The sequence below is a fragment of the Aureimonas sp. N4 genome, assembly GCF_001463925.1.
Lineage (GTDB): Bacteria > Pseudomonadota > Alphaproteobacteria > Rhizobiales > Rhizobiaceae > Aureimonas > Aureimonas ureilytica_A.
This window is the reverse complement of the sequence record NZ_BBWS01000055.1, coordinates 18,886-43,045: the sequence shown is the minus strand read 5'-3', so window position 1 is coordinate 43,045 and position 24,160 is coordinate 18,886. Positions and strand designations below refer to the sequence as shown.

21 protein-coding genes and 1 tRNA gene are annotated in these 24,160 nt (G+C 63.6%); 11 read left to right on the top strand and 11 right to left on the bottom strand.

All coding sequences use genetic code 11. From position 1 onward, the window contains the following. Positions 1-24 precede the first annotated feature (24 nt). Positions 25-339, bottom strand: a complete 315-nt coding sequence (locus AUL28_RS18715; protein ID WP_156420075.1) for a hypothetical protein — start codon at positions 337-339, stop codon at positions 25-27. Positions 340-579: 240 nt separating this feature from the next. Here AUL28_RS18715 and AUL28_RS18710 point away from each other — a divergent pair, with 240 nt between their 5' ends. Beyond that, positions 580-1,263, top strand: a complete 684-nt coding sequence (locus AUL28_RS18710) for a DedA family protein (protein ID WP_062235630.1) — start codon at positions 580-582, stop codon at positions 1,261-1,263. 87 nt (positions 1,264-1,350) lie between these two features. Here AUL28_RS18710 and AUL28_RS18705 read toward each other — a convergent pair whose 3' ends face one another. From AUL28_RS18705 to rpiA, 5 genes are all read right to left on the bottom strand, one after another. Further along, a complete protein-coding gene (locus tag AUL28_RS18705) occupies positions 1,351-2,733 on the bottom strand; it encodes a class II 3-deoxy-7-phosphoheptulonate synthase (protein WP_062235626.1) in 1,383 nt (460 codons plus the stop codon). Positions 2,734-2,890: 157 nt separating this feature from the next. Then, positions 2,891-3,538 carry a gamma-glutamylcyclotransferase family protein gene (locus tag AUL28_RS18700; protein ID WP_058599577.1) on the bottom strand — a complete coding sequence of 216 codons (648 nt, stop codon included), beginning with the start codon at positions 3,536-3,538 and terminating at the stop codon, positions 2,891-2,893. Further along, complete coding sequence (gene gor, locus AUL28_RS18695) at positions 3,531-4,925, bottom strand: glutathione-disulfide reductase (RefSeq protein WP_062235622.1); 1,395 nt, start codon at positions 4,923-4,925, stop codon at positions 3,531-3,533. Before gor ends, AUL28_RS18700 begins: the two co-directional genes overlap by 8 nt. Positions 4,926-5,006: 81 nt before the next feature. Continuing rightward, positions 5,007-5,537, bottom strand: a complete 531-nt coding sequence (locus AUL28_RS18690; protein ID WP_058599575.1) for a DUF2059 domain-containing protein — start codon at positions 5,535-5,537, stop codon at positions 5,007-5,009. Between the two features lie 95 nt (positions 5,538-5,632). Next, the gene (gene rpiA, locus AUL28_RS18685; protein ID WP_062235619.1) at positions 5,633-6,328 is read right to left on the bottom strand and encodes a ribose-5-phosphate isomerase RpiA; all 696 of its coding nucleotides are present in this window, start codon (positions 6,326-6,328) and stop codon (positions 5,633-5,635) included. A 250-nt stretch (positions 6,329-6,578) separates the two neighbouring features. On the opposite strand from rpiA, the gene AUL28_RS18680 reads away from it, so the two are divergent. Further along, positions 6,579-7,349: an HAD family hydrolase gene (locus tag AUL28_RS18680; RefSeq protein ID WP_082640574.1), complete on the top strand. Its 771-nt coding sequence runs from the start codon at positions 6,579-6,581 to the stop codon at positions 7,347-7,349. 110 nt (positions 7,350-7,459) lie between these two features. Then, a tRNA-Val gene (locus AUL28_RS18675) sits at positions 7,460-7,534 on the top strand. Between the two features lies 1 nt (position 7,535). On the opposite strand, the gene AUL28_RS22815 is transcribed toward AUL28_RS18675, so the two are convergent. The 3 genes from AUL28_RS22815 to AUL28_RS18665 all read right to left on the bottom strand — a co-directional run bounded on the left by AUL28_RS22815 (position 7,536) and on the right by AUL28_RS18665 (position 10,040). Beyond that, positions 7,536-7,703: a hypothetical protein gene (locus AUL28_RS22815; RefSeq protein ID WP_156420074.1), complete on the bottom strand. Its 168-nt coding sequence runs from the start codon at positions 7,701-7,703 to the stop codon at positions 7,536-7,538. Between the two features lie 80 nt (positions 7,704-7,783). Next, positions 7,784-9,052, bottom strand: coding sequence for a D-tagatose-bisphosphate aldolase, class II, non-catalytic subunit (locus tag AUL28_RS18670; protein WP_062235616.1), 1,269 nt, complete (start codon positions 9,050-9,052; stop codon positions 7,784-7,786). Between the two features lies 1 nt (position 9,053). Continuing rightward, the gene (locus AUL28_RS18665) at positions 9,054-10,040 is read right to left on the bottom strand and encodes a tagatose kinase (protein ID WP_062235614.1); all 987 of its coding nucleotides are present in this window, start codon (positions 10,038-10,040) and stop codon (positions 9,054-9,056) included. A 353-nt stretch (positions 10,041-10,393) separates the two neighbouring features. On the opposite strand from AUL28_RS18665, the gene AUL28_RS18660 reads away from it, so the two are divergent. The 7 genes from AUL28_RS18660 to AUL28_RS18630 all read left to right on the top strand — a co-directional run bounded on the left by AUL28_RS18660 (position 10,394) and on the right by AUL28_RS18630 (position 17,755). Then, positions 10,394-11,674 (top strand): ABC transporter substrate-binding protein, encoded by a 1,281-nt coding sequence (locus AUL28_RS18660; RefSeq protein ID WP_153005285.1) that lies wholly within the window; start codon positions 10,394-10,396, stop codon positions 11,672-11,674. Positions 11,675-11,861: 187 nt separating this feature from the next. Next, positions 11,862-12,752 (top strand): carbohydrate ABC transporter permease, encoded by an 891-nt coding sequence (locus AUL28_RS18655; RefSeq protein WP_062235608.1) that lies wholly within the window; start codon positions 11,862-11,864, stop codon positions 12,750-12,752. Positions 12,753-12,763: 11 nt separating this feature from the next. After that, a complete protein-coding gene (locus AUL28_RS18650; RefSeq protein ID WP_062222335.1) occupies positions 12,764-13,591 on the top strand; it encodes a carbohydrate ABC transporter permease in 828 nt (275 codons plus the stop codon). 11 nt (positions 13,592-13,602) lie between these two features. Continuing rightward, positions 13,603-14,727: an ABC transporter ATP-binding protein gene (locus AUL28_RS18645; RefSeq protein WP_062235605.1), complete on the top strand. Its 1,125-nt coding sequence runs from the start codon at positions 13,603-13,605 to the stop codon at positions 14,725-14,727. A gap of 34 nt (positions 14,728-14,761) precedes the next feature. Further along, the gene (locus AUL28_RS18640) at positions 14,762-15,532 is read left to right on the top strand and encodes an L-iditol 2-dehydrogenase (protein WP_058633692.1); all 771 of its coding nucleotides are present in this window, start codon (positions 14,762-14,764) and stop codon (positions 15,530-15,532) included. A 67-nt stretch (positions 15,533-15,599) separates the two neighbouring features. Next, complete coding sequence (locus tag AUL28_RS18635; protein WP_062235602.1) at positions 15,600-16,610, top strand: zinc-dependent alcohol dehydrogenase family protein; 1,011 nt, start codon at positions 15,600-15,602, stop codon at positions 16,608-16,610. Between the two features lie 122 nt (positions 16,611-16,732). Further along, positions 16,733-17,755, top strand: coding sequence for a LacI family DNA-binding transcriptional regulator (locus AUL28_RS18630; protein ID WP_062235599.1), 1,023 nt, complete (start codon positions 16,733-16,735; stop codon positions 17,753-17,755). A 12-nt stretch (positions 17,756-17,767) separates the two neighbouring features. On the opposite strand, the gene AUL28_RS18625 is transcribed toward AUL28_RS18630, so the two are convergent. Continuing rightward, positions 17,768-20,068, bottom strand: a complete 2,301-nt coding sequence (locus AUL28_RS18625) for a mechanosensitive ion channel family protein (protein WP_062235596.1) — start codon at positions 20,066-20,068, stop codon at positions 17,768-17,770. A 379-nt stretch (positions 20,069-20,447) separates the two neighbouring features. On the opposite strand from AUL28_RS18625, the gene AUL28_RS18620 reads away from it, so the two are divergent. Then, entirely contained in the window at positions 20,448-21,968 is a 1,521-nt protein-coding gene (locus AUL28_RS18620; RefSeq protein WP_062235593.1) for a phospholipase D-like domain-containing protein, read from the top strand. A 123-nt stretch (positions 21,969-22,091) separates the two neighbouring features. Here the strand turns inward: AUL28_RS18620 and AUL28_RS18615 are convergent, their stop codons facing one another. Next, on the bottom strand, positions 22,092-24,137 hold the full coding sequence (locus AUL28_RS18615; RefSeq protein WP_062235590.1) for a WecB/TagA/CpsF family glycosyltransferase: 2,046 nt from the start codon (positions 24,135-24,137) through the stop codon (positions 22,092-22,094). Between the last annotated feature and the right edge of the window lie 23 nt (positions 24,138-24,160).

Here is a 24,160-nt window from a genome sequence, read left to right as displayed (position 1 = left end):
GTCCCGCAATGAAAAGGGCGGTTGTCAGGTGCCTGTGCTGATCGGCGGAGCGAGCCCGAGGAGATGTGCCACAAGGATCCAGAAGAGCAGCGCGAACCCAACGACCCAAAAAACGACCCCGATGTAGATCTGGCGCAAGGCATGGCGGCGCTCCGGCTCATACTCATCGCCAAAACTGCCCGCGATCCGAACATGCGCCATCGCGGCGAGGAAGGGCTCCGCCTGACGGCTTTCGCCGCGCAGACGACGTACGGCCAGAATGAAGCGCAGGAAAAACAGCAAACCCACAAAAACAAAAGCGGTTGCGATGTCGGACAGTGGAGGAAATTCGATCGGCACGTCGCGGTCTCTCGAATGGAAGTCATGAAGATGGCACGTTCGCATGGCACAAAAGATAGGCATCGCCGCGAAGAGCTTTTCCCTGATCCAGCTTATCGACAGGTCGAAACTCTAGGGCAACAGACGAACCCCGAATGGGGAACGGAAAGGGCCGAGGCAAACTTAGCCTTTGCAAATTCTCCCTCGCGCCCGACATAGGGTGGGATGACCCCACGGGGTCGCCGAGTCACCGGAGCACGCGTGTACGAAATCCTTGCACTGATCGACCGTTTCGGTCTTGGCATCGTGTTCGTCGGCACGTTCTTCGAAGGCGAAGTCTTTGCCATTATCGGCGGCTTCCTCGCCTATCGCGGAACGCATCCGCTCTGGCTCATGAGCAGCCTCGCCTTCATCGGCTCCTTCTGCGGCGATCTGGCCGTGTTCCTGTTTTCGCGATATTTCTCCAACAGCGAATGGGTCAAGCGCTGGAAGCGCAAGCCGAAATTCACCAAGGCGCTGCGTCTCGTGGATCGCTACCAAGCCTATTTCGTCATCGTGAATCGGTATATTTACGGGCTGCGGATGCCGGGTCTGATCGCGCTCGGCCTATCCTCGATCAGCGTTCCCCGCTTCATGATTTTGAATTTCATCGGCGCGGCGATCTGGGCCGGCCTGTTCACGACGATCGGCTATGTCTTCGGCTATTCGATCACTTCCGTGTTCCAGCATCTGGAGATGATGGAACACGGCATGATGATCTTCCTCGCGGTGCTGGCCCTCGCGCTGATGCTGTTCTTCGCATGGCAGCAGGGCGGCTCGGTGATCCGGGATCGTCTGGTGTCGCGACTGCGCAAGGACCGCGACGAAACTGCAGGAACGGAGCCTGTGGAAGCGCAGGTCGGCTCCCGCCCCGTCTCGTCCGATCGCGACGCCCCACGCCGCTGACGGCCTTTAATTCCCTTATAGCCGACATGAAAAAGGCCGGGTCGATCGACCCGGCCTTTTCGTTCTAACGCTAGAGAGACTAGCCGATCAGAAATTGACGACGGACTTCGGTGCGCGGGTCTCGTGCTCTTTCTTGATCCGCTCCGCCACGAGGAAGGACAGCTCGAGCGCCTGATCGGCGTTGAGACGCGGGTCGCAATGCGTGTGGTAGCGATCCGACAGATCTTCGGCCAGAACCGGACGCGCGCCGCCACCCGTGCATTCCGTGACATCCTTGCCGGTCATCTCGACATGGATGCCGCCGGCATGGGTGCCTTCCGCACGATGAACCTCGAAGAAGGTCTCGACCTCCCTCAGGATGCGGTCGAAGGGGCGCGTCTTGTAGTCGTTCACGGTGATCGTGTTGCCATGCATCGGGTCGCAGGACCAGACGACCTTACGCCCTTCCCGCTCCACGGCACGGATCAGCGCCGGCAGATGATCGCCGACCTTCTCGTGGCCGAAGCGGCCGATCAGCGTGAGGCGGCCGGCCTCGTTCTGCGGGTTCAGAATGTCGATCAGGCGCAGGAGATCGTCCGGCGCCAGCGACGGGCCGCATTTCAGGCCGAGCGGATTGCGGATGCCACGGCAATATTCGACATGCGCGTTGTCGATCTGGCGCGTGCGGTCGCCGATCCAGATCATGTGGCCCGATGTCGCGTACCACTCGCCGCTGGTCGAATCGACGCGCGTCAAAGCCTGCTCGTAGCCCAGCAGCAGCGCCTCGTGGCTGGTGAAGAAGTCGGTCTCACGCAGCGAGGGATGCGTCTCGGAATCGATGCCGATGGCGCGCATGAAGGCCATGGTCTCGGAAATGCGATCCGCGAGCTCGCCGTATCGCTCCGCCTGCGGCGAGCCGGACACGAAGCCGAGCATCCACTGGTGCACATTGTCGAGATTGGCGTAGCCGCCCTGCGCGAAGGCGCGCAGCAGGTTCAGCGTCGCCGCCGACTGCCGGTAGGCCATCTCCTGGCGTTCCGGGTTCGGGATGCGCGAGGCTTCCTCGAACTCGATGCCATTGATGATGTCACCCCGGTAGGACGGCAGCGTCACGCCGTTCTTGGTTTCCGAACCCGACGAACGCGGCTTGGCGAACTGGCCGGCGATGCGGCCGACCTTCACCACCGGCGACGAGGCCGCGAAGGTCAGGACGACCGCCATCTGGAGGAAGGCACGGAAGAAATCGCGGATATTGTCCGCGCCATGCTCGGCGAAGCTTTCCGCGCAGTCGCCGCCTTGAAGCAGGAAAGCGCGGCCTTCGGCCACGTCGCCCAAAGCCCGCTTCAGCTTTCGCGCTTCGCCTGCAAAGACAAGCGGGGGAAAGGTGGCAAGGCGCTTCTCGGTTTCCGCCAGGGCATTCGGGTCGGGATAGAGCGGGACCTGCTCGATCGCCTTGCTGCGCCAGCTCGCGGGGTTCCAATCCTTGGCCATGAACCTCTCCTTTCCCGAGCCTTGTCCGGCCGTCTCCCTTCGGGTTCTGTCTTTTCGGGACGGCTTCGCGGGCAGGCCAATCAAGAGGCCATCAACGCTCGGTCGTGGCGTAGTGGCACGAACCGCAGCATTTGTCACGAATGGCTTTACGTGCTTCTCACGAGCACTCGATGAAGCGCGCGCCGCGCTGGGTGACGAGGCGGTCGAACAGCTCCGCCTCGCCGTCGGCCAGCGTCACCGGGCGGGGGTAGAGCGGCGCGGCGCGATCCTTCAGGATGGAGGTCTCGAACCCCTCGGTTTCCGCCATGAAACGCCGCAGCCCGGCCTCCTCGTAAAGCGAGTAGAAGCCTTGCATCACCGCGTCGAGATAGGATTGCAGAATCGCCGCCCCGGTCTGCGAGGCGTCCGGTTCCTCCGGCTTGCCCTCGTAGATGAAGAGCGGCACATCCGGGAGGGCGTGGCCGCGAATGGTGATATGGCCTGGCATAACGACGCGGCGATGATAGGCCGCCTCGCGCTCGTCCACCGATGGCAGATGGTCGGCCAGATCGTAGACGACGACGCCCTGCGTCAGCGCCGCTTCGTCCGGCCGCACCGACAGAAGCGCCATGGACTGCCCCTTGCGCGGCAGCCAGGCCCGCCGCCATCCCAAGACCTCGGCACGGCGAATGCCCAAGAACTTGGTGCGCAGCGTCCGCTTGTTCACCAGCGAGCCATAGCCGAAATAGGCGATGACCCGCCCCTCACGGGCGAGCCGCTCCAGCTGCGGATCGTCCTGATGAATAGGCGGCTCGACATCAGCCATCCACGCGCGCTCCGCCGCGAATGCGATAGGTCGGCTCGTACATGGTGACCAGTTCCTCTGCCGCCGAAGGGTGAAGCGCCATGGTGCGATCGAAATCGTCTTTGCGCAACTTCGCCTTCACGCAGATGCCAAGAAGCTGCCCCATCTCGCCGGCATCGGGTCCCAGAATATGGGCGCCAACCACGACATTCGTCCTGGCGTCCACGACGAGCTTCATCAACATGAACTCCTCGCGGCCCGTCAGCGTGTGGCGCATCGGCTTGAAGCGGGCGCGGAAAATGTCGAGATCGCCGAGATCCTTGGCCGCCTGGGCTTCCGTCAGGCCGACCGTTCCCAGCTCGGGCTGCGAGAACACGGCGGTCGGGATCAGGTCGAAGTCCGGCTTGGTCGGCTTGTTCAGGAATACGGTATCGACGAAGCACATGGCCTCGTGGATGGCGACCGGCGTCAACTGGATACGGCCCGTGATGTCGCCGATCGACCAGATATTCTCGGCGCTGGTGCGGGAATAGTCGTCGACCTTGATCGCGCCCTTGGAATCCAGCTCGACGCCGGCCTTCTCGCAGCCGAGGTCGATCGTGTTGGGCTGGCGACCGACAGCGAGCATCACCTCGTCCGCGTCGAGGCATTCTCCGCCCCTCAGGTGCGCCTGAAAACGGCCGTCCGCCTTCTGATCGACCCGAACGAGCGTGTCCTCGCAGACGATCCGGCAGCCCTTGCGCAGCATGGCCTGGTGCAGTTCATGGCGCAGATCGTCATCGAAGCCCTGAAGGATCTCCTTGCCGCGATAGACCAGCGTCACCGCGGTGCCGAGCCCGAGAAAGATATTGGCGAACTCGACCGCGATGTAACCACCGCCGAGGATCACGATCGACTCGGGCAGGCGCTGGAGGTGGAAAGCCTCGTTCGAGGTGATGCAGTGCTCCGCGCCCGGCATGTCGGCGAACGGATTGGCGCGCCCGCCGGCCGCGATCAGGATGCGCTCGGCAGTGACGATCTTGTCGGTCGCAAGGAGGCGAATCTGGTTCGGTCCCTCCAACACGGCGCGGCTCTTGAGGATCTCGGCGCCGGCCTTCTCGAGGTTGCGGCGATAGATCTGCTCCAGCCGATCGATTTCGCGATCCTTGGCGGCGATCAGGCTCGGCCAGTCGAACTTCGTTTCCCCGACGGACCAGCCATAGCCAGCCGCGTCCTCGAAGGCTTCCGAATATTGCGAGGCGTAGACGAGTAGCTTCTTGGGAACGCAGCCGCGGATGACGCAGGTTCCGCCGTAGCGATATTCCTCGGCGATGCCAACCTTATGCCCCAGGGCCGCTGTTCGTCGCGCCGCGCGCACGCCACCTGAACCGCCGCCGATCACAAACAGGTCGTAGTCGAATGCCGACATGCCAAGACGCCTCTTCCGTCACGAAAAAGGGCGACCGAGTGGCCGCCCTTATGAATCCTTATAGCGGACGATTCGCGACCGTCACTTCGACTTTGCGGGAGCCGCCGCCGTCGCAGGCGCGAGCTTCTGCATCCCCTTCATGGCACTGTCGCGCAGGTCGCGAACGATACCGTTGGTCCAGACATCGGCGGCCGCCATCATCTCGCGCGTTGCCTGCGGACCCTGCTTGATCAACTTGCGCCCGGCTTCCGAATTGTAGAACTGCGAGATCTCGCGCAGCTCCTGTTCGGTGAACATCTTGGCGTAGACGCGGGCGATCTCGTTTTCCAGATCGGCGCGACGGGGCGCAAGGGCGATCGCGCTGTCATCGACCATCTCGGAAATCTTCGATTGAAGATCCGGGTTGTTGACGATCAGCTCCGCCTTGATCTGCGTCGCGGCATTGAGAAGGATCTGATCGAACTGCTCGCTCGTGTCGATCGCGTCCACAGCCTCACGCGCGGCGGCGAGATGCGACGGGCTAATCTCCTGCGCCAGAGCGGGCGAGACCGCCAGACCCACGAGGGTCACTGCAGCGAAGAGACCGCCACGCAGCGTTTGGCTGAAAACCATCGGACTTCCTACTCCATCAATTCCTGATCGGCGCACCCGTGCCAAACTCCGGTTCGAGCCGCAAGCCCCGAATATCCCGATGCGACCGGCGCGCCTCACGCAGCGCCGAGCCGCTCGACCCCTTCCGGCCCGGCGAGGAGCACGGAGGACGTCAATCCGAGAAAGAGACCATGCTCGACCACGCCCGGAATGGCGTGCAAAGCAGCAGACAGGGCTTCTGGATCGGGAATGAGGCCAAATGATGCGTCGATGATGAGATGCCCGCCGTCGGTGATGAAGGGCTTGTCGCCCACCATGCGAAGGCGGATGGAGCCCGAAAGCCCCAGCATCGCGCCGGCCTTCTCGATCGCCAGCGTCGTGGCCAGGACGCCGAAGCCGTTCACCTCGATCGGCAGCGGGAAGGCGCCGAGATGCTCGACTTTCTTGGACGCATCAGCGATCACCAGCATCCGCGCCGAGGCCGCGGCCACGATCTTCTCGCGCAGAAGCGCGCCGCCGCCGCCCTTGATCAGACGAAGCCTCGCGTCCACCTCGTCGGCCCCGTCGATCGTCAGATCGAGTTCCGGCAGGTCTTCCAGCGTCGCCAAGGGAATGCCGAGTTCGCCGCACAGTTTGGCGCTGCGCTCAGAGGTCGGCACACCGACGATCCGCAATCCTTCGGACACGCGGCCGGCCAGAGCGCGAATAAATGCCTCGGCGGTTGACCCCGTACCAATGCCAAGCCGCATACCCGGCTCGACATGGGCGAGCGCCGCACGCGCGACCTCGTCTTTCATCGCTGCCGCATCCATTGCTCTGTCCCTCCGTAGCGCGCCTTTAAGCCGTCGCTTTACGATATCGCGCCGCCATCGCCAAACGCTCAGGGTGATCTCGGCAGCCGTCATCCCGACAGATCGTCCCTAACGGTTTGTTGATGGCCTGAGCGCCAGACTGTGGCTCGCCTGCGTCAGGCAAAGACCCGAACGGCGTCCTGATCCTTCGTTGAGCCCCGTTCGGGCCTTGTCCGCTTGACCCTCCCTGCTTTGAGGCCAAAGTCCGATCATGAGCGCAGCCCTCCCGATCCATCGTTCCTTGGCCCACGAAGCCCACTTGTTCGAAGCGGCTACCAGAGGACCATCGCAGCGGACCATCGTCTTCGATCTCGACGGAACGTTGGTGGACACCGCGCCCGACCTCGCGGGCAGTCTCAATCATTGCCTGTCCCGTATCGGCCTCCCCCCGCTTCCTCTGGAGATCGTGCGTCCCCATGCCGGTCACGGAGCGCAGGCCATGCTGCGTGAGGCCTACCGGCTGGCGGAGCGCCCGCTTGGGGCCGAGGAACTCGCCGAGCAGACAGCCTGCTTTCTGCAACATTACGAAGCCCATATCGCAGTGGAATCCGCGCTGTTTCCCGGTGGCCTCGCCATGCTGGATCGGTTGAGCGAAGCCGGGCTGACGCTTGCGATCTGCACCAACAAGACCGAGCGTCTGGCGCGGCGGTTATTGGAAGAAATGGAACTCGCGTCGCGCTTCTCGACGATCTGTGGGGCCGACACGTTCTCGGCGCGCAAGCCCGATCCGATTCATCTGTTCGGCACGATCGAACAAGCGGGTGGCTCGGCGTCAAACGCTCTCATGGTTGGCGATACCAACACGGACATTCTCGCTGCGCGGGCGGCGGGCGTGCCATCCATACTCGTGCTGTTCGGTTACGATCCGGGCTCGGAGGCCCGTTCGGGCGCGACCTGCTCCATCGAGCGCTTCTCCGATCTGACCCCGCATTTGATCGATTCGCTTTTCGAACCTCGCGCCTTGCGCGTTCAAGCGGTGTAAAAACAGAGACTTGGCGCACGCAGGCTGAAAAACGCATCGATCCGATTGACGCCCGCGCCGTTCGCTTCTATACGACCACTCACCGCTGGCCGACAACGAACGGCAAGAGCGGGCGCGTAGCTCAGCGGGAGAGCACCTCGTTCACACCGAGGGGGTCACAGGTTCGATCCCTGTCGCGCCCACCATTCAAATCACCGCATAAGTTAAGCTGTACGAGTGGCTCACGGGTTTTATCGAGCCTTGCGGCGACACGATGATCCCGCCGGCGATGCGTTTGATTGCGGCGGCGATCCTCCCTCCGATCATGAACCGACGCTCGCCATCGGTAGCGAGCGGCTCCTTAGCGGAACTCATTTATCGGCCTATGACTCGCCGCGAGTGTCGAAAGCGAAGGGCAAACCGTGTCGCCCCTCGTTTCCAAGCCTTTTCGGCGCTTACGCCTGGCAGGCTGCGGCGTATGTGGCGAGCTCGCGATCGACGGACGCAATAAGAATGTTGTCCACGCTTCCGGCCCGCCCGAGCCCAACATCCAAGAAAGGCAGGAACTGACGCATCAGCGTCTCGGGGATCACGCGCCCGTCCAGCGCATCGCGCAAGCGAGCGACGGCGGCTTCCGCCTCCGGGCGATTCCAGTAATAGCGAATGCGGTCGCTATAGCTGTAATGGCGCTGCAGCGCTTGCTCGGCATCCGTGCCGTGATAGTGCCCCTTCCAATCCTTGGGCTCGCGCAGCATGATATGCTCCATGGCGGCGCGCAGCGGCCGGTCGCCGTAGGTCGGCTCCAACTCGCTCGCCACCAGATCCAGCCCGTACAAGGCCTCGCGCAGGGCGAAGGTGAGACCCGGCCCGACCTTCAAGATCGCATAGCCGTCCCGCACCAGAGCCGTCAGTGCGGCCTGCGACTGATAGTCGGTGGAGTGCGCTTCGAAGACGAGCTTGGGCTCCTCTTCCAGGACAGCATTCAACAAGGTCGCCTTTTCGGGCTGATAGGGAATGACGTTCTCGCTGCCGAACTCCACACCCGGCTGAACCACGACGCCCAGGACTCGCTCGAAAACGCCGTCCAACCCGCGCTCTGCAAAAATTCGGCGATGAACCTCGATCGTATGCCGCGCCGCTTCTGGCGCGGTGGGCTGAAGATCGCTGAGAGCGTGGTCGGCTCCGCCGGGCACAGGCACTTCCGTCCCGATGATATAGAGCGGAAGTGGCAGGCCCTTCTCTCGGGCCACAGCGTCCGCCCGGCTGGCCAGACGCGCAGCGCGGCCCGCCGTCGTCTCGTCGTCCAACGCCACCGGCTCGCCGAGGCAGCCCATGGATGCGTCCAGATGAATCTTTCGGAAGCCGGCGGCGACATAGGCTTCGACCATCGCCTCCGCTTTCTCCATCGCGGCCTCTGGCGCATCCCCCTTCCAGGGATTGGGCCCGAGATGATCGCCGCCGAACACGATCCGCGCCGGCGCCAACCCTTCCTCATCAGCGATCTGCAGAACGAATCGCACGAAGTCGGCCGGTTGCATCCCGGTATAGCCGCCAAACTGGTTGACCTGATTGCAGGTCGCCTCGATCAGGACTTCACTTTCATCCAGCACAGCGCGGCGCAAGGCGGCGCGGATGACGATCGGATGCGACGAGCAAACGGATGTCACGCCGCGCGGATGGCCGGCGCGTAGGTCGCCCGCGAGACCAGTGAGAAAAGACGACATGTCAGGCCCTCGATGTGTTGGCGATAAAGGTGTCGAGTTCATCGAAGCTGCCCGCGCCTTCCATCGGGCCTTTTCGGGTCACGTTCCGCGCGCCGGCGGCATTCGCGTAGAGAAGGGCGCGGTCCGGCGGAAATCCCATGCGCCGGCATGTGAGATAGGCCGCCCCGAAACAATCGCCGGCGCCCGTCGGATCGATCTCTTCGACTTGGAAAGCCGCGCCATCCGTCCGCTCGCCCGTATGGCGGAAAACCGTCGCACCCTTGTTCCCACGCTTCAGCGCGACCTCCGAGACGCCTTGGGCGAAAAGAGCTGCGAGAGCCGCGTCCTCGCCCTCGCAACCAGCGGCAGCGAACAGTTCGTCCCCCGAGGGGAGCAAGAGGTCTGCCTCAGCCAGGATTGCGGCAAATTGCCCGGCCGCCTCGTCGCCCGATAGCAACTCCTTGCGGGCATTGGGATCGAGCGACACCGAGCCGCCGCACTCCGCGATCCGATCCAGTCCGTAGCGGATCAAGTCCCAGGCGCCGGGAATCGACAGGGCCGAGCCCATGACGTGAAGATGCCCTACCCGATCCAGAAGCGCCTTCGCGGCATCGTCCAAGCTGATCTGTCCCGCAGCCGAGCGCGTCAGATTGAAAACGAAATCGCGCGCACCGTCCGGGCGATAGCGCACGAAGGCGCTGCCCGTGGGAAGCTCGGGGTGGATCGAGATGGCGGAAACATCCGCACCGTCGCGCTGCAAGCGCTCAATGTTCAACCGTCCGAAATCGTCATGGCCCACGCAGCCTACAATGCCGGCCGCACCGCCGAGGCGCGCCACCTGATCGATAAAGATGGCCGGCGCGCCGCTTGGGTAAGGGCCCGTCAGAAGCTGCGGCTCCAGAAAGCCGACGCCGGGCGTTTCCGCCATGATCTCCACCAGGATTTCCCCGATCGTCACCGTCGGCCCGAGGGCTTCGGGGGCGAGACCCCGCGCCGTGCGAATCGTCATGTCATCTCCCTCTCGGCCCCCCGCGCACTCCTGGAACATGTTCGCGTCTCAGTCCCAGTCATGCTCGTTCGGGGCTTCGCACAGACTGTCGAAGCCCTGTTCAACTGTCAATCAAAGTTTACGCGCGAAAAGCCTGTCGGCTGATTGGCCTCGTGGCTTCCATGCACCGTCGCGGCGAACGCACTGCAGCAGAGCGAAGTTTGCAGTGCGGCGAGGAATTATTGGTTTTCGCACAAACGATATGGGTTACGGATTTGACACATTCTTTTACGCGTGCATAGTTTCGCGCAACGCATCGTAGGAGGAGGAACACTATGCGGATCAAGCGGACTGCGTTGTTGACGGCGTGTTCGATGGCGGCGCTCGGCTTTTCGGCGAGCCTCGCTTCGGCGGAAGACATCACGATCGCCACGGTCAACAATGCCGATATGATCGTCATGCAGAAGCTCTCGCCCGAATGGGAGAAGGCAACGGGCAACAAGATCAACTGGGTCGTGCTCGAAGAAAACGTCCTGCGCCAGCGCGTTACCACAGACATCGCGACCGGCAGCGGCCAGTTCGACATCATGACGATCGGCGGCTACGAAACCCCGATCTGGGGCAAGGCCGGCTGGCTGACGGCTCTGGACGATCTCGGCAGCGACTATGACTATGCCGATCTGATCGCCCCGGTTAAGGCGGGTCTGACCGTGGACGGCAAGCTTTTCGCCGTGCCGTTCTACGCAGAAAGCTCCTTCACCATGTACCGCAAGGACCTCTTCGATGCGGCCGGCATCAAGATGCCGGAGGCTCCGACCTACGATCAGATCGCGGAATACGCGGCCAAGGTCACCGACAAGTCGAAGGGCGTCTATGGTCTCTGCCTGCGCGGAAAGCCGGGCTGGGGCGAGAACATGGCCTATCTCGGTACACTCGTGAATACCTATGGTGGCGAGTGGTTCAACATGGAGTGGAAGCCGCAGATTTCCTCCCAGCCCTGGAAGGATGCGATCGGCTGGTATGTGAAGGCCATGGCCGATTATGGTCCTCCCGGCATCACGTCCAACGGCTTCAACGAAAATCAGGCGCTCTTCGCCACCGGCCATTGCGCTATGTGGATCGATGCGACCTCGGCCGCCGGCCGCCTCTACGACCCCAAGCAGAGCCAGGTGGCGGACAAGATCGCCTTCACCAAGGCACCTGTGAAGGTCACGCCGAACGGGTCATCGTGGGCTTGGTCTTGGAATCTGGCCGTCCCGAAATCGACCAAGAAGGCCGACACGGCAAAATCCTTCGTGAAATGGGCGACGTCGAAGGACTACATCAAGCTCGTCGGCGAGAAAGAGGGCTGGGTGGCCCTGCCGCCCGGCACGCGCCAGTCGACCTATGACAACCCGAACTACCAGAAGGCCGCCCCCTTCGCCGCGACCGTGATCAAGGCGATCGAGTCCGCCGATCCGACCAAGCCGACGCTGAACCCGGTTCCCTATACGGGCATCCAGTTCGTCGCGATCCCCGAATTTCAGGCCATCGGCACGCTCGTCGGTCAGGCCGTCTCTTCGGCGGTCGCCGGTCAGCAGTCGGTGGACGCCGCTCTCGATGGCGCTCAGGGTCAGGTCGAAGCCATGATGGAACAGGCCGGCTACCCGAAATAAGCGGATCGGGCCGGCCTTTCGAGGCCGGCCCTCCATGACCCTTACCCGCCTTTGTCGAGGCTGTTCGTTGAACTCCGGGCTCGCCCCGGATGTCCGAGCTGCGTTCGACCACTGCCGTGTCGACCGCGACCCCCGCATGGGTTGGTGATCGGATGGCCAAGCCTTTCGTTTCGAGGGAGAACCGATCATGAGCGCCGTCGCTGCCGCTGGTCGATCCAGACGCGCCGTTCGAACCGGGCCACTTCTCGCGCCGTCGGTCGTCCTTCTTCTCGCCTGGATGATTGTCCCACTGGCGATGACGCTGTGGTTCTCGTTCCAGCATTATAATCTTCTGAACCCGTTCCTGACGGGTTTTGCGGGTATTTCGAACTATCGCTTTCTCCTGAAGAGCGCCGGGCTCTGGAACGCGATCGCCAATACGCTGATCATGACCGGCTCGGTTCTGGCGCTGACCATCGTCTTCGGGACGCTGCTGGCCGTCGTCTTCGATCAGGACTTCAAGGGACGCGGCATCGCGCGCCTGCTGGTCATCGCGCCCTTCTTCGTCATGCCGACCGTCGCCGCGCTGATCTGGAAGAACCTCCTGATGCACCCCGTGAACGGTTTCTTCGCCGCGATCTTTCGCAGCGTCGGGCTGACGCCCATCGACTGGTTCGTCCAATATCCGATGCTGTCGCTGATCATGATCGTGGCATGGCAATGGGTTCCCTTCGCCACGCTCATCCTGATGACGGCGATGCAGTCGCTCGACCGCGAGCAGATGGAGGCGGCAAGGCTCGACGGCGCGCGCGGGCTGGTGATGTTCCGCCATATCATCCTGCCTCATCTCCTGCGGCCGATCTCCGTCGTGGTGATGATCGAGACGATCTTCCTTCTGTCGGTCTTCGCCGAAATTCAGGTCACGACATCGGGCGGCCCGGGCTCCGCGACCACCACCCTCACCTATTTCATCTACCTGAAGGCCCTTCTTCAGTGGGACATCGGCGGAGCCTCCGCCGGCGGCGTGGTCGCCATCCTTCTCGCCAATGTCGTCGCCGCGGTGCTGATCCGCACCGTCGCCCGCAACCTCGAAAACTAGGAGCGCGATCCATGGCCAAACGACGTGCGAGCCGCGCGACATTCTGGGCCGGCGTGATCGGCTGGGCAGCGGCGCTGCTGATGTTCTTCCCGATCTTCTGGATGGCGCTCGCCGCCTTCAAGACCGAGATCGACGCCGTGGCGACGCCGCCGAAATTCTTCTTCGAGCCGACGCTGGAGAATTTCGCCGCTGTGAACCAGCGCGCCGACTACATGCGCTATGCCCTGAACAGCGTGATCGAAAGCATCGGCGCGACGATCGTCTCGCTCGCCATCGCCGTTCCCGCCGCCTATGCGGCCGCCTTCTACCCCGGCCCGAAGACGAAGAACCTGCTTCTCTGGATGCTGTCCACCAAGATGCTCCCGGCGGTCGGCGTGCTTGTCCCGATCTATCTCCTGTTCCGCGATACGGGCCTTCTCGACTCCCGGCTCGGCCTCATCATCGTCTTCACCCTGTCGAACCTGCCGATCGTGGTCTGGATGCTCTATTCCTTCTTCAAGGAAGTGCCGCACGAGATCCTGGAGGCGGGGCGCATGGATGGCGCCAAGTTTAAGGATCAGATGCGCCATCTCCTCCTGCCGCTAACCCTGCCCGGCATCGCGTCCACGGCGCTTCTCTCCACCATCCTCTGCTGGAACGAAGCCTTCTGGAGCCTCAACCTGACGGCCTCGAACGCCGCTCCGCTGACGGCTTTCATCGCCTCCTTCTCCTCGCCCGAGGGCCTCTTCTGGGCGAAGCTTTCGGCGGCCTCCGCCCTCGCCGTCGCCCCCATTCTCGTCTTCGGCTGGATGACGCAGCGCCAGCTCGTGCGCGGCCTCACCTTCGGCGCCGTCAAGTAAGGAAGTTCCCCATGGCCACTTTGCACCTTCGGAACGTCAAGAAGTCCTTCGCGGCGGTGGACGTCATCAAGGGCGTGAACCTCGACATCGCAGACCGCGAATTCGTCGTCTTCGTCGGGCCGTCCGGCTGCGGAAAGTCCACGCTTCTGCGCATGATCGCAGGGCTGGAAGAGATCACCGAAGGCGATCTCGACATCGACGGCAAGCGTGCCAACGACATCCCGCCCGACGAGCGCGGCCTGGCGATGGTGTTCCAGACCTACGCTCTGTATCCGCATATGAGCGTTCGCGAGAACATGGCCTTCGCGCTGAAGCTCGCTAAGGTTCCCAAGGCCGAGCAGGACCGCAAGGTTCAGGACGTCGCCCGCCTTCTTCAGCTGGATCCCTATCTGGACCGCAAGCCCAAGGCGCTGTCCGGCGGCCAGCGTCAGCGCGTCGCCATCGGCCGCGCCATGGTGCGAGAGCCCAAGGTCTTTCTGTTCGACGAGCCGCTCTCCAACCTCGATGCGGCGCTGCGTGTTCAGATGCGCATCGAGCTGTCGCGCCTGCACGAGCGACTGAATGCGACCATGATCTATGTCACGCACGATCAGGTCGAGGCCATGACCCTGGCCGACAAGATCGTCGTCTTGCGCGACGGGCGGATCGAGCAGGTGGGCACCCCGCTGGAGCTTTATCATCACCCGGTCAACCGTTTCGTCGCGGGCTTCATCGGCTCCCCGAAGATGAATTTCCTCGACTGCGAGGTCGTGAGCACCGGGCCGGAGGGCGTCACTGTGCGCCTTCTCTCAGGCGCGACGCTGCAGGTGCCCGTCTTCGGCGAAGGGGCGAGGCCCGGCGAGAAGCTCCAGCTCGGCATCCGGCCGGAGCATCTTTCTCCCGGTGGGCAAGCCATGCTGCCCGGCGAGATCGTCGTGATCGAACGGCTCGGCGGCCAGACCTATCTTTACATCCAGGCCGGCAATGGCGACCTGATCATCGCGGAAGCGGGCGGTGACAGCACGGCGCGTCTTCACGAGACCGTGCAGCTCAGCTTCGACCCGAACGCGGCTCATCTCTTCGACGGCAATGGCCATGCCCTGCCCCGGCTCCATCGCCATGCGCTGGCCGGATCGATTTCCAAGGCCGTCCGCTGACCCCTCCCCAAGCCCTTCTCCCAGGGAATATTTCATGAGACTTCAGAACAAGATCGCCCTCATCACCGGTGGCGCGCGTGGCATCGGCCTCGGCTTTGCCGAAGCCTTCGTCAAGGAAGGTGCAAAGGTCATCATCGCCGATATCAATATCGAGCGGGCCCGCACGGCGGCCGCCGGAATCGGCCCGGCCGCAACGGCCAAGGCGCTGGATGTCACCAAGGTCGAGGAGATCGAAAAACTCGTCGCCGAAGTCGATGCCGAGTTCGGCGGCATCGACATTCTGGTGAACAACGCCGCGATCTTCGACATGGCGCCAATCAACGCCATCACCGAAGAGAGCTACGAGCGCGTCTTCGACATCAATCTGAAGGGACCACTCTTCATGATGAAGGCGGTCTCCAACGTCATGATCCAGCGCGGTCGCGGCGGCAAGATCATCAATATGGCGAGCCAGGCGGGACGGCGCGGCGAAGCGCTGGTGACGCTCTACTGCGCCTCCAAGGCCGCGGTCATCTCCGCCACGCAATCCGCAGCGCTGGCTCTCGTGAAGCACGGGATCAATGTGAACGCGATCGCGCCCGGTGTGGTGGATGGCGAGCATTGGGAAGTGGTGGATGCGGAGTTCGCCAAGTGGGAAGGGCTCGCGCCCGGCGAGAAAAAGGCGCAGGTCGCCAAGTCGGTGCCCATCGGCCGCTTCGCAACGCCCGACGACATCAAAGGCCTCGCCGTGTTCCTGGCTTCGGCCGACAGCGACTATATCCTCGCCCAGACCTATAATGTCGACGGCGGCAACTGGATGAGCTGAAGCTCGCGGTGTGCCGGCACATGCGCGTCGGCACGCCTCCTCTCAAAGCGTTCCCAAGGTCGATCCCATGAAGGCCATTCATTTCGTCGGCAAAGGCGAGGCGCGTTTCGCCGACTTGGCGGAGCCCGAACTCCAGCCCGGCCATGCGCTGATCCGCGTCATGGCATCCGGCCTCTGCCATACCGACATCGACGTGCTCCATGGTCGTTACGGTTCGAGCGCCTTTCCTGTCGTGCCGGGGCATGAATATGCCGGGATCGTGGAAGCGGTAGCCGACGACGTGACCAGCGTGTTGGTAGGCGACCGGGTAGCCGTCGATCCGAATATTCCTTGCGGCACCTGCCGGGCTTGCCGGCGGGGTCTCACCAATCTCTGCACCGATCTGAAGGCCTATGGCGTCACGCATGACGGCGGCTTTGCCGAATTCAGCGTCGTAAGAGCCAAGCATCTGCACCCAATCGGCTCGCTTCCGTTCGATCGGGCCGCCTTGGCCGAGCCGCTTGCCTGCGTCCTCAATGGATTGGGCGCATCCGGATTCGACAGCGATCCGCGACGCCCGGAGAAGGCCCTCGTCGTCGGTGCCGGCCCGATCGGCCTTCTGCTCGCGCTTGCGCTGAAGGCACGCGGCGTCGAATCGGTGTCGGTGGCCGATCTCAACGAATCCCGTCTCGCCTTTGCGGACAGTCTCGGCCTCGGCGCCCTGCCTTCCGGCTCGGATCAGCTGAAAGGACAACGGCAGGGCTTCGATTTCGTGGCGGATGCGACCGGCGTCGCGGGCGTTGCCGAGAGCCTGATCGATTATGCGAGCGATGGCGGGACCGTCCTGTTCTTCGGCGTCTGTGCGCCGGAGGCGCGCATCGCCATCTCGCCCTTCGAAATATTCCGACGGCAACTCCGCCTCTGCGGCTCGCATTCGCTGAACGGCCAGATCCAAGACGCCTTGACGCTTCTCCAAGCCGATGACGGAACCATGGCGCGGCTCGTTTCGCACCGCTTGCCCATGGCCGAGATGCTGCCTTTTTTCGAGAAAGGCGGCGCATCCGCAGCCACCATGAAGGTTCAGTTCGCGGCAGGCTGATTGATCGCGTCTTGACGGAGACGGCGCGTCTGTGTGGATCGAGACGGGAGGCCTATGGGCATGGACCGGAGCCGAGAGCACCGGTGAGAAAGGACAGAGGAATGGACAGGCCGGTCAGGACGATGGAGGATTTTTCCGTATTCGTCGGCCTGTCACGTCCGACCGTCTCCAAATATTTCAACGACCCCAATTCGGTTCGCCGCAAGACGCGCGAGATGATTGAAGCGGCCATCCGCGAATCCGGATTTCGGCCGAATATGTTCGCGGTCAACCTGAATCGTCGCCGCTCCAATATCATCGGAATGCTCATTCCGACATCGGCCGACCCCTTCTACAATGCCCTGACCCGGCGCGTGGAAGCGATCGCGCGCGAGGAAGGCTACCTCACCTTCGTCCTCTCGTCGGACGGCGACCCGGAACTGGAAGAGCGCGCTCTGGAAACGCTGACGTCGATGAACGTCGCGGGGGCCGTGGTCGCGCCGCTGGGGCTTCATTCCCGCGCGGCGGCGCTGGAGCGCTTCTCCGCCGCGATCCCGCTCATCTATGTGGACTTGCCGCTGGATGAGGGTACGGCCTTCGTCGGGACCGACAATCGTCGCTCGTTTCAGATCATGGTGGATTATCTCTGCCGCTCCGGTACCCCGCCCTGCTTTCTCGGTATGCCGGAGGTCAACAGCAACGCCTCCAACCGCCGCCTCGCCTATATCGAAGCCATGGATCGGTTGGGGCTCCAGCCTCATGTCGTGCCGATCAGCGCCGAGCTGACTTGGGATTTCGAAAGCTTCGGCTTTGACGAGGTGTCGCGCATCCTGCGCGAGGACGGGTTTCCGACTTCGACCCTCCTCTGCGCCAATGATCGCGTCGCCTTCGGAGCGCTATCCGCCGCTTGGAAGGCCGGAGTGAAGGTCGGGCACGAGGGCGACAGCGCGTTGCGGATCGCCGGGCATGACGATCATCCGCTCTCGCGCTTCGCCAGTCCGCCGCTGACCACGGTGGCGCAGAACTATAGCGAGATCGGCGGGCGAGCCATGGCCATCCTCCTGCGCAAGATCGCCGCCGAGCGGGAAGGCGATCCTGACCTGGACGCTGCGGAAGAGGAGCATGTGCTCCTCCCCTCGCAGATGGTGCTTCGCGAATCCGCCTGACGGCGCTCTCGGTCAGTTGGCGACGACGCGGAGCGATTGATCGTCGTGAACGGCAATGCGCTGTTCGGCGGCGAAGAAGCGGATATGCTCGTCATCCAGTCGGCGCTTCAGCCGTCTATTGAACTCGCGTCCGACCCCCCATTGCTGGAGCGGCTTGCAGCGGATCGCGCCCTTGATCACCACGCCCTCACGCGTGAACCCGTCCACGCCCCATATCTCGATCGGCGCCAGCATCATATCCCCATAGGTCGCGTCCGTCAGGAGATCGCGGCCGACCTCCTGCATGATCTCCATGGTCCGGTCCACGTCTGCGCCGAAGGCGATGGAGACGTTGAGCGGAAAGATGCCGAAGCCGCGCGAATTGTTCTGCAAGGCCTTGATCTGGCTGAAGGGCACGGAATGAAGCGCCCCGTTTCCGTCGCGGATACGCACGGTGCGAATCGTCAGGCCCTCGACCGTGCCCGTCCGATCTCCCGTCGAGATGACATCGCCCACCGCGATCGTGTCCTCGAAGATGATGAAGAAGCCGGTGATGACATCCTGCACGAGCTGCTGCGCGCCGAAAGAGAAGGCCAAGCCGATAACGCCCGCGCCGGCCAGAAGCGGCGTGACGTCCACACCGATATTGGCGAGCATGGCGATCACCGTGACGACCGACAGCACGACGAAGACGAGATTGCGCAGGAGAGGCAGAAGCGTGCGAATGCGGCCCGAGCGGTTGCGCGTTCGGCCTCGGCTGTCGGTCGGCTGAAGCGAATGCGTGACGGCCGTGTCGATCGTCGTCCAGATCGCATAGATCACGGCCGGCACCAGGATCAGCGACAAGGCCGGGCGCAGGAAACGCTGCCCCCGCTCCGAGCCGAGCCAGCCGGCGAGATCGAACCCCCAGACATCGACGGCCTGCACCAGAACGAAGGCCGCGACGGCGATCTGGAAGAGGAGGTGGAAAATATCGAGATAGCGCAGCATGATGGCACTGCGCAGCGTCACACGCCCACGGCCTATGCTGTCCGCCATGCGCTTGAAGCCGGCATTGGCGACCGCCAGCAGGGCAAGGCCGCCGAAGATGTAGAGAAGCGCGCCCGAGCTTTCGAGAATGAATTGGCCATTGCCCGTGCCGGTGAGGCGCGCGACGACATTGGCCACGACGAAGGCCAAGGCAACCAGATGCCAGGAGCCGGCGAGCGCGTGGAAGGCCGACGAGAAGATGCCGGATGAATGGTCCTGCCCCTCCCGGTCGCGGTGGCCTCGGATCAGAAGGCTACGCACTGTCAGGCGATGGCGCAGGATGAAGGCCGCCGTCAGCACGGCGAGGCCGAGGTCGATCAGCAGCGAGGCGACGTCTGCCACGTCGAAGCCCACGACCACCCGCAGCGAGAACTCGCGCAGCACGCCCGCCGTCGCCGCCAGGGCCGCGAGAAGGCCGACCCAACCCAAAAGCCGCCGCTGCGCATAGCCGACGAGACGCCAACCCCGAGAAGGCCCCAGCGCCATCAGGAGATAGTAGAGAATCTGGCGCGTCGCGAGCGCGGCGAAGAGCGGCGAGAAAAGCGCCAGGAACAAACGCCCGTCTTGCCAGGAGGGCGCGAAGGCAGCCGCCCAGCCAGAGGCCGCAGCCACCACTAGAAACAGTGGAATGAGGCCGAACGGAACGCATTTGGCAATGGCGCGCGCAATCTGGAAGGCCGTGCCCCCCGGCCGTTGTTGCAACTCGCGATGGCGTCGCAGCCAGCTGTTGCGGAACAGGATGAGAACAAGGCCGATGACCACGGCACCGCCCGGCAGAGCCCATTGAAGGAAGTCGATCGTGGCCTGCCCACCCAGCGAGCTGTCGATGCGCGCCTGAAGCTCATCCACGGCGCGACCGAGCTTTTCTTCCACGGGAGCGCCGAGGCTGGTGGCTTCCATGCCCTGCCCGCTTTCCGCGAGGCTGGAGGAGATCGCGCCGATCAAGCCCTTGTCGCCGATGATCGGCGCGGCCTCGTCCTTCGCCGGCGCCTCGGCGGGCGCGCCGGTCGCCTTGCCAGCGTCGGCCGTGCCGGAAGAGTTGGTGCCCAACGCACTTTCCACCGACCGCAATTCGTTCAGAAGTGCGGCCCGCCTCGTATCGTCGGACAGGAGGCCGATCACCCTCTGGAGGGCTTCACGATCGGCCTGCGGGTTCGTCTCCGCGCTGGCGGCGGTTTCCGATTTGGACGCTGCGGCCGTCGTGAGTCCGGGAATAGCGGGGATTTGGGCCCGTGCCGTCGATGGGAAGCCGAGTGTCGCATAAAACAGGCAAAGCGTTGCGATCGCGGCGAAGAGCTTCTGCAAGGAGGCCTCGTTCGGTTTCGCTCCGGACCGCAACGCGAAATCGCTGCCACTCAGCGATCATCAAAGCGTCCGGGTCGAGCGCTGTCGGTTTGTCAAAGCCGGGCGGAACTCAAGCCCGTCGAGATGCGGGGTCAACCGCCTTTGATGCTGCCATGCAGCAAAAGAATGGTGAGCTTTTCCCAATCGTCAGCCCCTGGATGGAAATTATATGAGTTCACGCAGGCGTGATTTCTTCAAACCCCGTCGGTAGAGGCCTTCACCGCTTGCCCGAACGACAACGTGACGCATGTTCTCACGAACCCGTTAGGCGCCTGAGCGTCATAGGACTGCACATCGGGGAGCCTATGATCCCCAAAGCCTGGAAGCATCGAAGGACGCCATGCACGGTCGAGCCCCGGAAACGCCTGCCTCGCCCCCGGCCCTTTCAAGAGAGGCCGAGGTTTCGCCCTTTCGACCCCTCGAAAACTGCCTCTGCGTCGCCGAAGCCCATCGCGCCGCGCTGATCATCGATGCGGATGATTATTTCGCCCATGCGCGCGCGGCCATGTTGCGGGCCAAGCGGCGCATCGTGCTGATCGGCTGGGACTTCGACGCCCGCATTCGCCTCGGCCGATCCGCCGGGGATCGGGCACCTGAAAAGATCGGCGATTTCATCTATTGGCTGGTCGAGCAGAACCCGGCGTTGGAAGTCTTCCTTCTGCGCTGGGACCTCGGCGCTCTGAAGACGCTGACGCGCGGCTCGACCATGCTGACCGTGTTCAAGTGGATGGCCCATCACCGCATTCACACCAAGCTCGACAGCGTGCACCCGCCCGGCGCCTCCCACCATCAAAAGATCGTCGTCATCGACGAAAGCCTCGCCTTCTGCGGCGGCATCGACATGACCGAGGAACGCTGGGACACGCGGGCCCATATCCACCACGACCCGCGCCGTCTGTTGGTCAGCGGCAAACCGCACAAGCCATGGCACGATGCGACGACGGCCGTGGACGGGCCGATGGCCCTCGCCCTCGCGCAGGTCGCGCGCGATCGTTGGCATGATGCCGGAGGACGCCCGATGGAGCCGCTGGGCCGGGTCTACGATCCCTGGCCGGAGCGCTTGGTTCCCCATTTCGAGAATGTGAGAATGGCGGTATCACGGTCGAGCCCGCCCAATCCGTCGCACGGCCCGATCCTCGAAATCGAAAACCTCTATCTCGAACAGATCGCCACCGCGCGGCGGGTGATCTATGCCGAGAGCCAGTATTTCGCCTCGCGGCGGATCGCGGAGGCCATCGCCAAACGCCTGGATGAGGAGGACGGCCCCGAGATCGTCCTGATCAATCCACTGTCCGCGCAAGGCTGGCTGGAACCGCTGGCGATGGATACGGCGCGCGCGCGATTGCACGAGGTGCTACGCCGGCATGACCGGCATGGACGGTTTCGCATCTACCACCCCTTCACCGAGGGCGGCGACCCGATCTATGTGCACGCCAAAATCCTGATCGTGGATGACCGCATCCTGCGCGTCGGTTCGTCCAACCTCAACAATCGCTCCATGCGCCTCGACACGGAATGCGACGTGACGGTCGATACCGCGCTTCCGGGCAATTTCGATAAGGCCTCAACGATCCGGGCGCTGCGGGACGATCTTCTGGCCGAGCATCTGAACAGACCGCAGAGCGAAGTCACGGCCGAGATCGAGCGAACCGGTTCGCTGATCGCCGCCATCGAAGCGTTACGTGATTCCGGCAAGTCTCTGCGCCCCTACGAGCCGCCGGAACTGACGTCGATCGAAGAATGGCTGGCCGACAACGAGGTGCTCGACCCCGAAGGACCAGACGAGATGTTCGAACCGTTCAGCAAGCGCGGGCTGTTTCGCCGGCTGCGCCCCAGCGGGAAATGGCGCCGGAAGACCTAAAGAAAAAGCCCGCTCCGGGGAGGACGGAGCGGGCTCGAAACGTGCAACGATCTGGGAGGAAGTGTTGCCTGCTGAATAAACCAGCTTTGCTCGTGCAGGAGAAGCGCAGCCTGCACATAGCTCCTATGCAGCGTCTTCCGTGATCCGCGCCGGCGGCGCTTGCCGCGTCGACCGAATACGATCCGCCACGTCCTTCGAGGTCCTATCGCTCGTCTGCGGCGACAACAGCCCGGACAAAGCGTTTCGAATATCGGTTTCGAAGGCCCGCTCGCGCGCCAGACGCCAGGCCGCGCCATCGCGCCCGTCCGGGCGCGGTGCTTGCAGCGTTTCCAGAATGGCGTTGACCATATCGGTCGCGCTATTAGCAAGGCGCAGATCCAGCGGCGGATCGTCGATGCCGCGGAGGGCAACCGTCGTCGCGACGGTGGGTACGCCCAGCCCGAGGGTCTCGATCGTCTTGATCTGCACGCCCGATCCCGTGGTGCTAGGAATGACCACCACGGAGCAGGACCGCAAGAACGCCCCGGCATCCGGCACGAACCCGGCGAAGCGAACGGAGCCGATCACGGTACCCGGCGGATGGAGCGATTTGCCGCCGACGACGACTTTCACATGACCGGGCAAGCGGGGTGCGACAGCCGTGAGAAACCAGTCAAGGCCGGCGCGATTGACGTCCCAGACCCAGCTTCCCAAAAGGCCGACATCGATCGTCGGCTCCGGCAGGGTCTCCGCCGCCAACAGGAAGGGTTGGCCGGGCAAGCCGAAACTGCGAACCGGCGTCTGCGGCGACAGGCGGGTCAAGGCCGCCGCATCATCCTCCGCCAGGGTCCAGACTTCTCGCACACGGGCCATGGTCTTCCGCTCGACCGCTAGAAGCCGTTCGCCCTCGCGTCGATAGATCCGCGCTTTCAGACGGTCGCGAAGACGGGGCTTCGCCACACCGGACAGGGCGTCGCCATGCCCCTCGTAAAGCTGATGCTCGACATTGTGAGCGATCAGAACGGTCGGCAGATCGGCGGGCAAAAGCGGAAGAAGCCAACTGGCCTGGGCATGGTCGATCACAGCCAGATCCGCGCGCACGCTGCGCAAGCGCAAGCGCACGAAGCGGCGCATGGCGCGGGAAACGTATTTCTGCACGGAATAAGGACGCCTCGCCAGAAAGGCCGACGCCATCCAGGCCCCGCTGCGCACGGGACGACCCGCACTCTCGATCGGCCAGTCCACGGGCGACAGGAAACCGACCGGCAGGTCGTCCGCCTGTCCCTCCCGCCGATAGGCGATCACCTCGACCTCGCAGCCCGAGGCTTTGAGTCCATCGATGAAGTTCATGGAGGCGATTTCGCCGCCCGTCATCCGCTCGTGCGGCATGACGGTCGTGAGAAAAAGAACGCGTTTGGGCGACCCTGGCCGATCCGCCACCATGGGTCCCTCCTGACGCAGTCGCGCCCATTCCCGGCCGGCCAAGGCGAAGACGGCAGGCCCCCGCTGAAGATAGCGCGAGGCCATTCGCCGAGGGTCTTGCGCCAAACGGTGCAGCCATTCGAGCCCGGCCTTGCGAAAGAATTCGGGCGCGCGTTTCTGCCGCCCGGTCAGGAAATCGATGCTCGCCCCGACGCAAAGCGCCAACCCATGCACCCGCCCCGCCCGGCCGAGATCGTGCGCGAAGAACTCCTGTTTGGGGAAGGATAAGCAGACGAGCAGCAGGTCCCACCGCGTGCCTGCCGTGCGCGCCACCGTTTCCTTCCATTCCGGCGAGCCGATGGAGAGCCTTTGCGCCGATGGAATCAGCGTCAATGACACCGAGGGAAAGCGCTGCTGGAGATCGCGGAAGGCGTCCATATCGGGGCCGATCACGGCAATCCGCATCGCCGGAAAGAGCGGGCGTTCGAGCAGGTCCCGCGTCAGGTCGGAGCCGGGACAAGGCGTCAGGTGAAGACCCGACAGGCCAGCCAGTCGCGATAGGACGCGGCTGTCGCAAATCTGAAAGAGCGCACCATCATACACTTCGCGCAAGGCGGCGTCGCCACGATGATAGGAAACGACATGGTCCACATTGGGCGTGACGACATAGCCGAATCGCCCCCGCAGCGCCTCGCGGAAGGCCGACCGAACGCCGGCCAGATTCGCGTCGAGAAATCGCATCCCGAGGTAATCGATCGTCGATATCATCCGGTGGCCCTTCCGTATCGGAG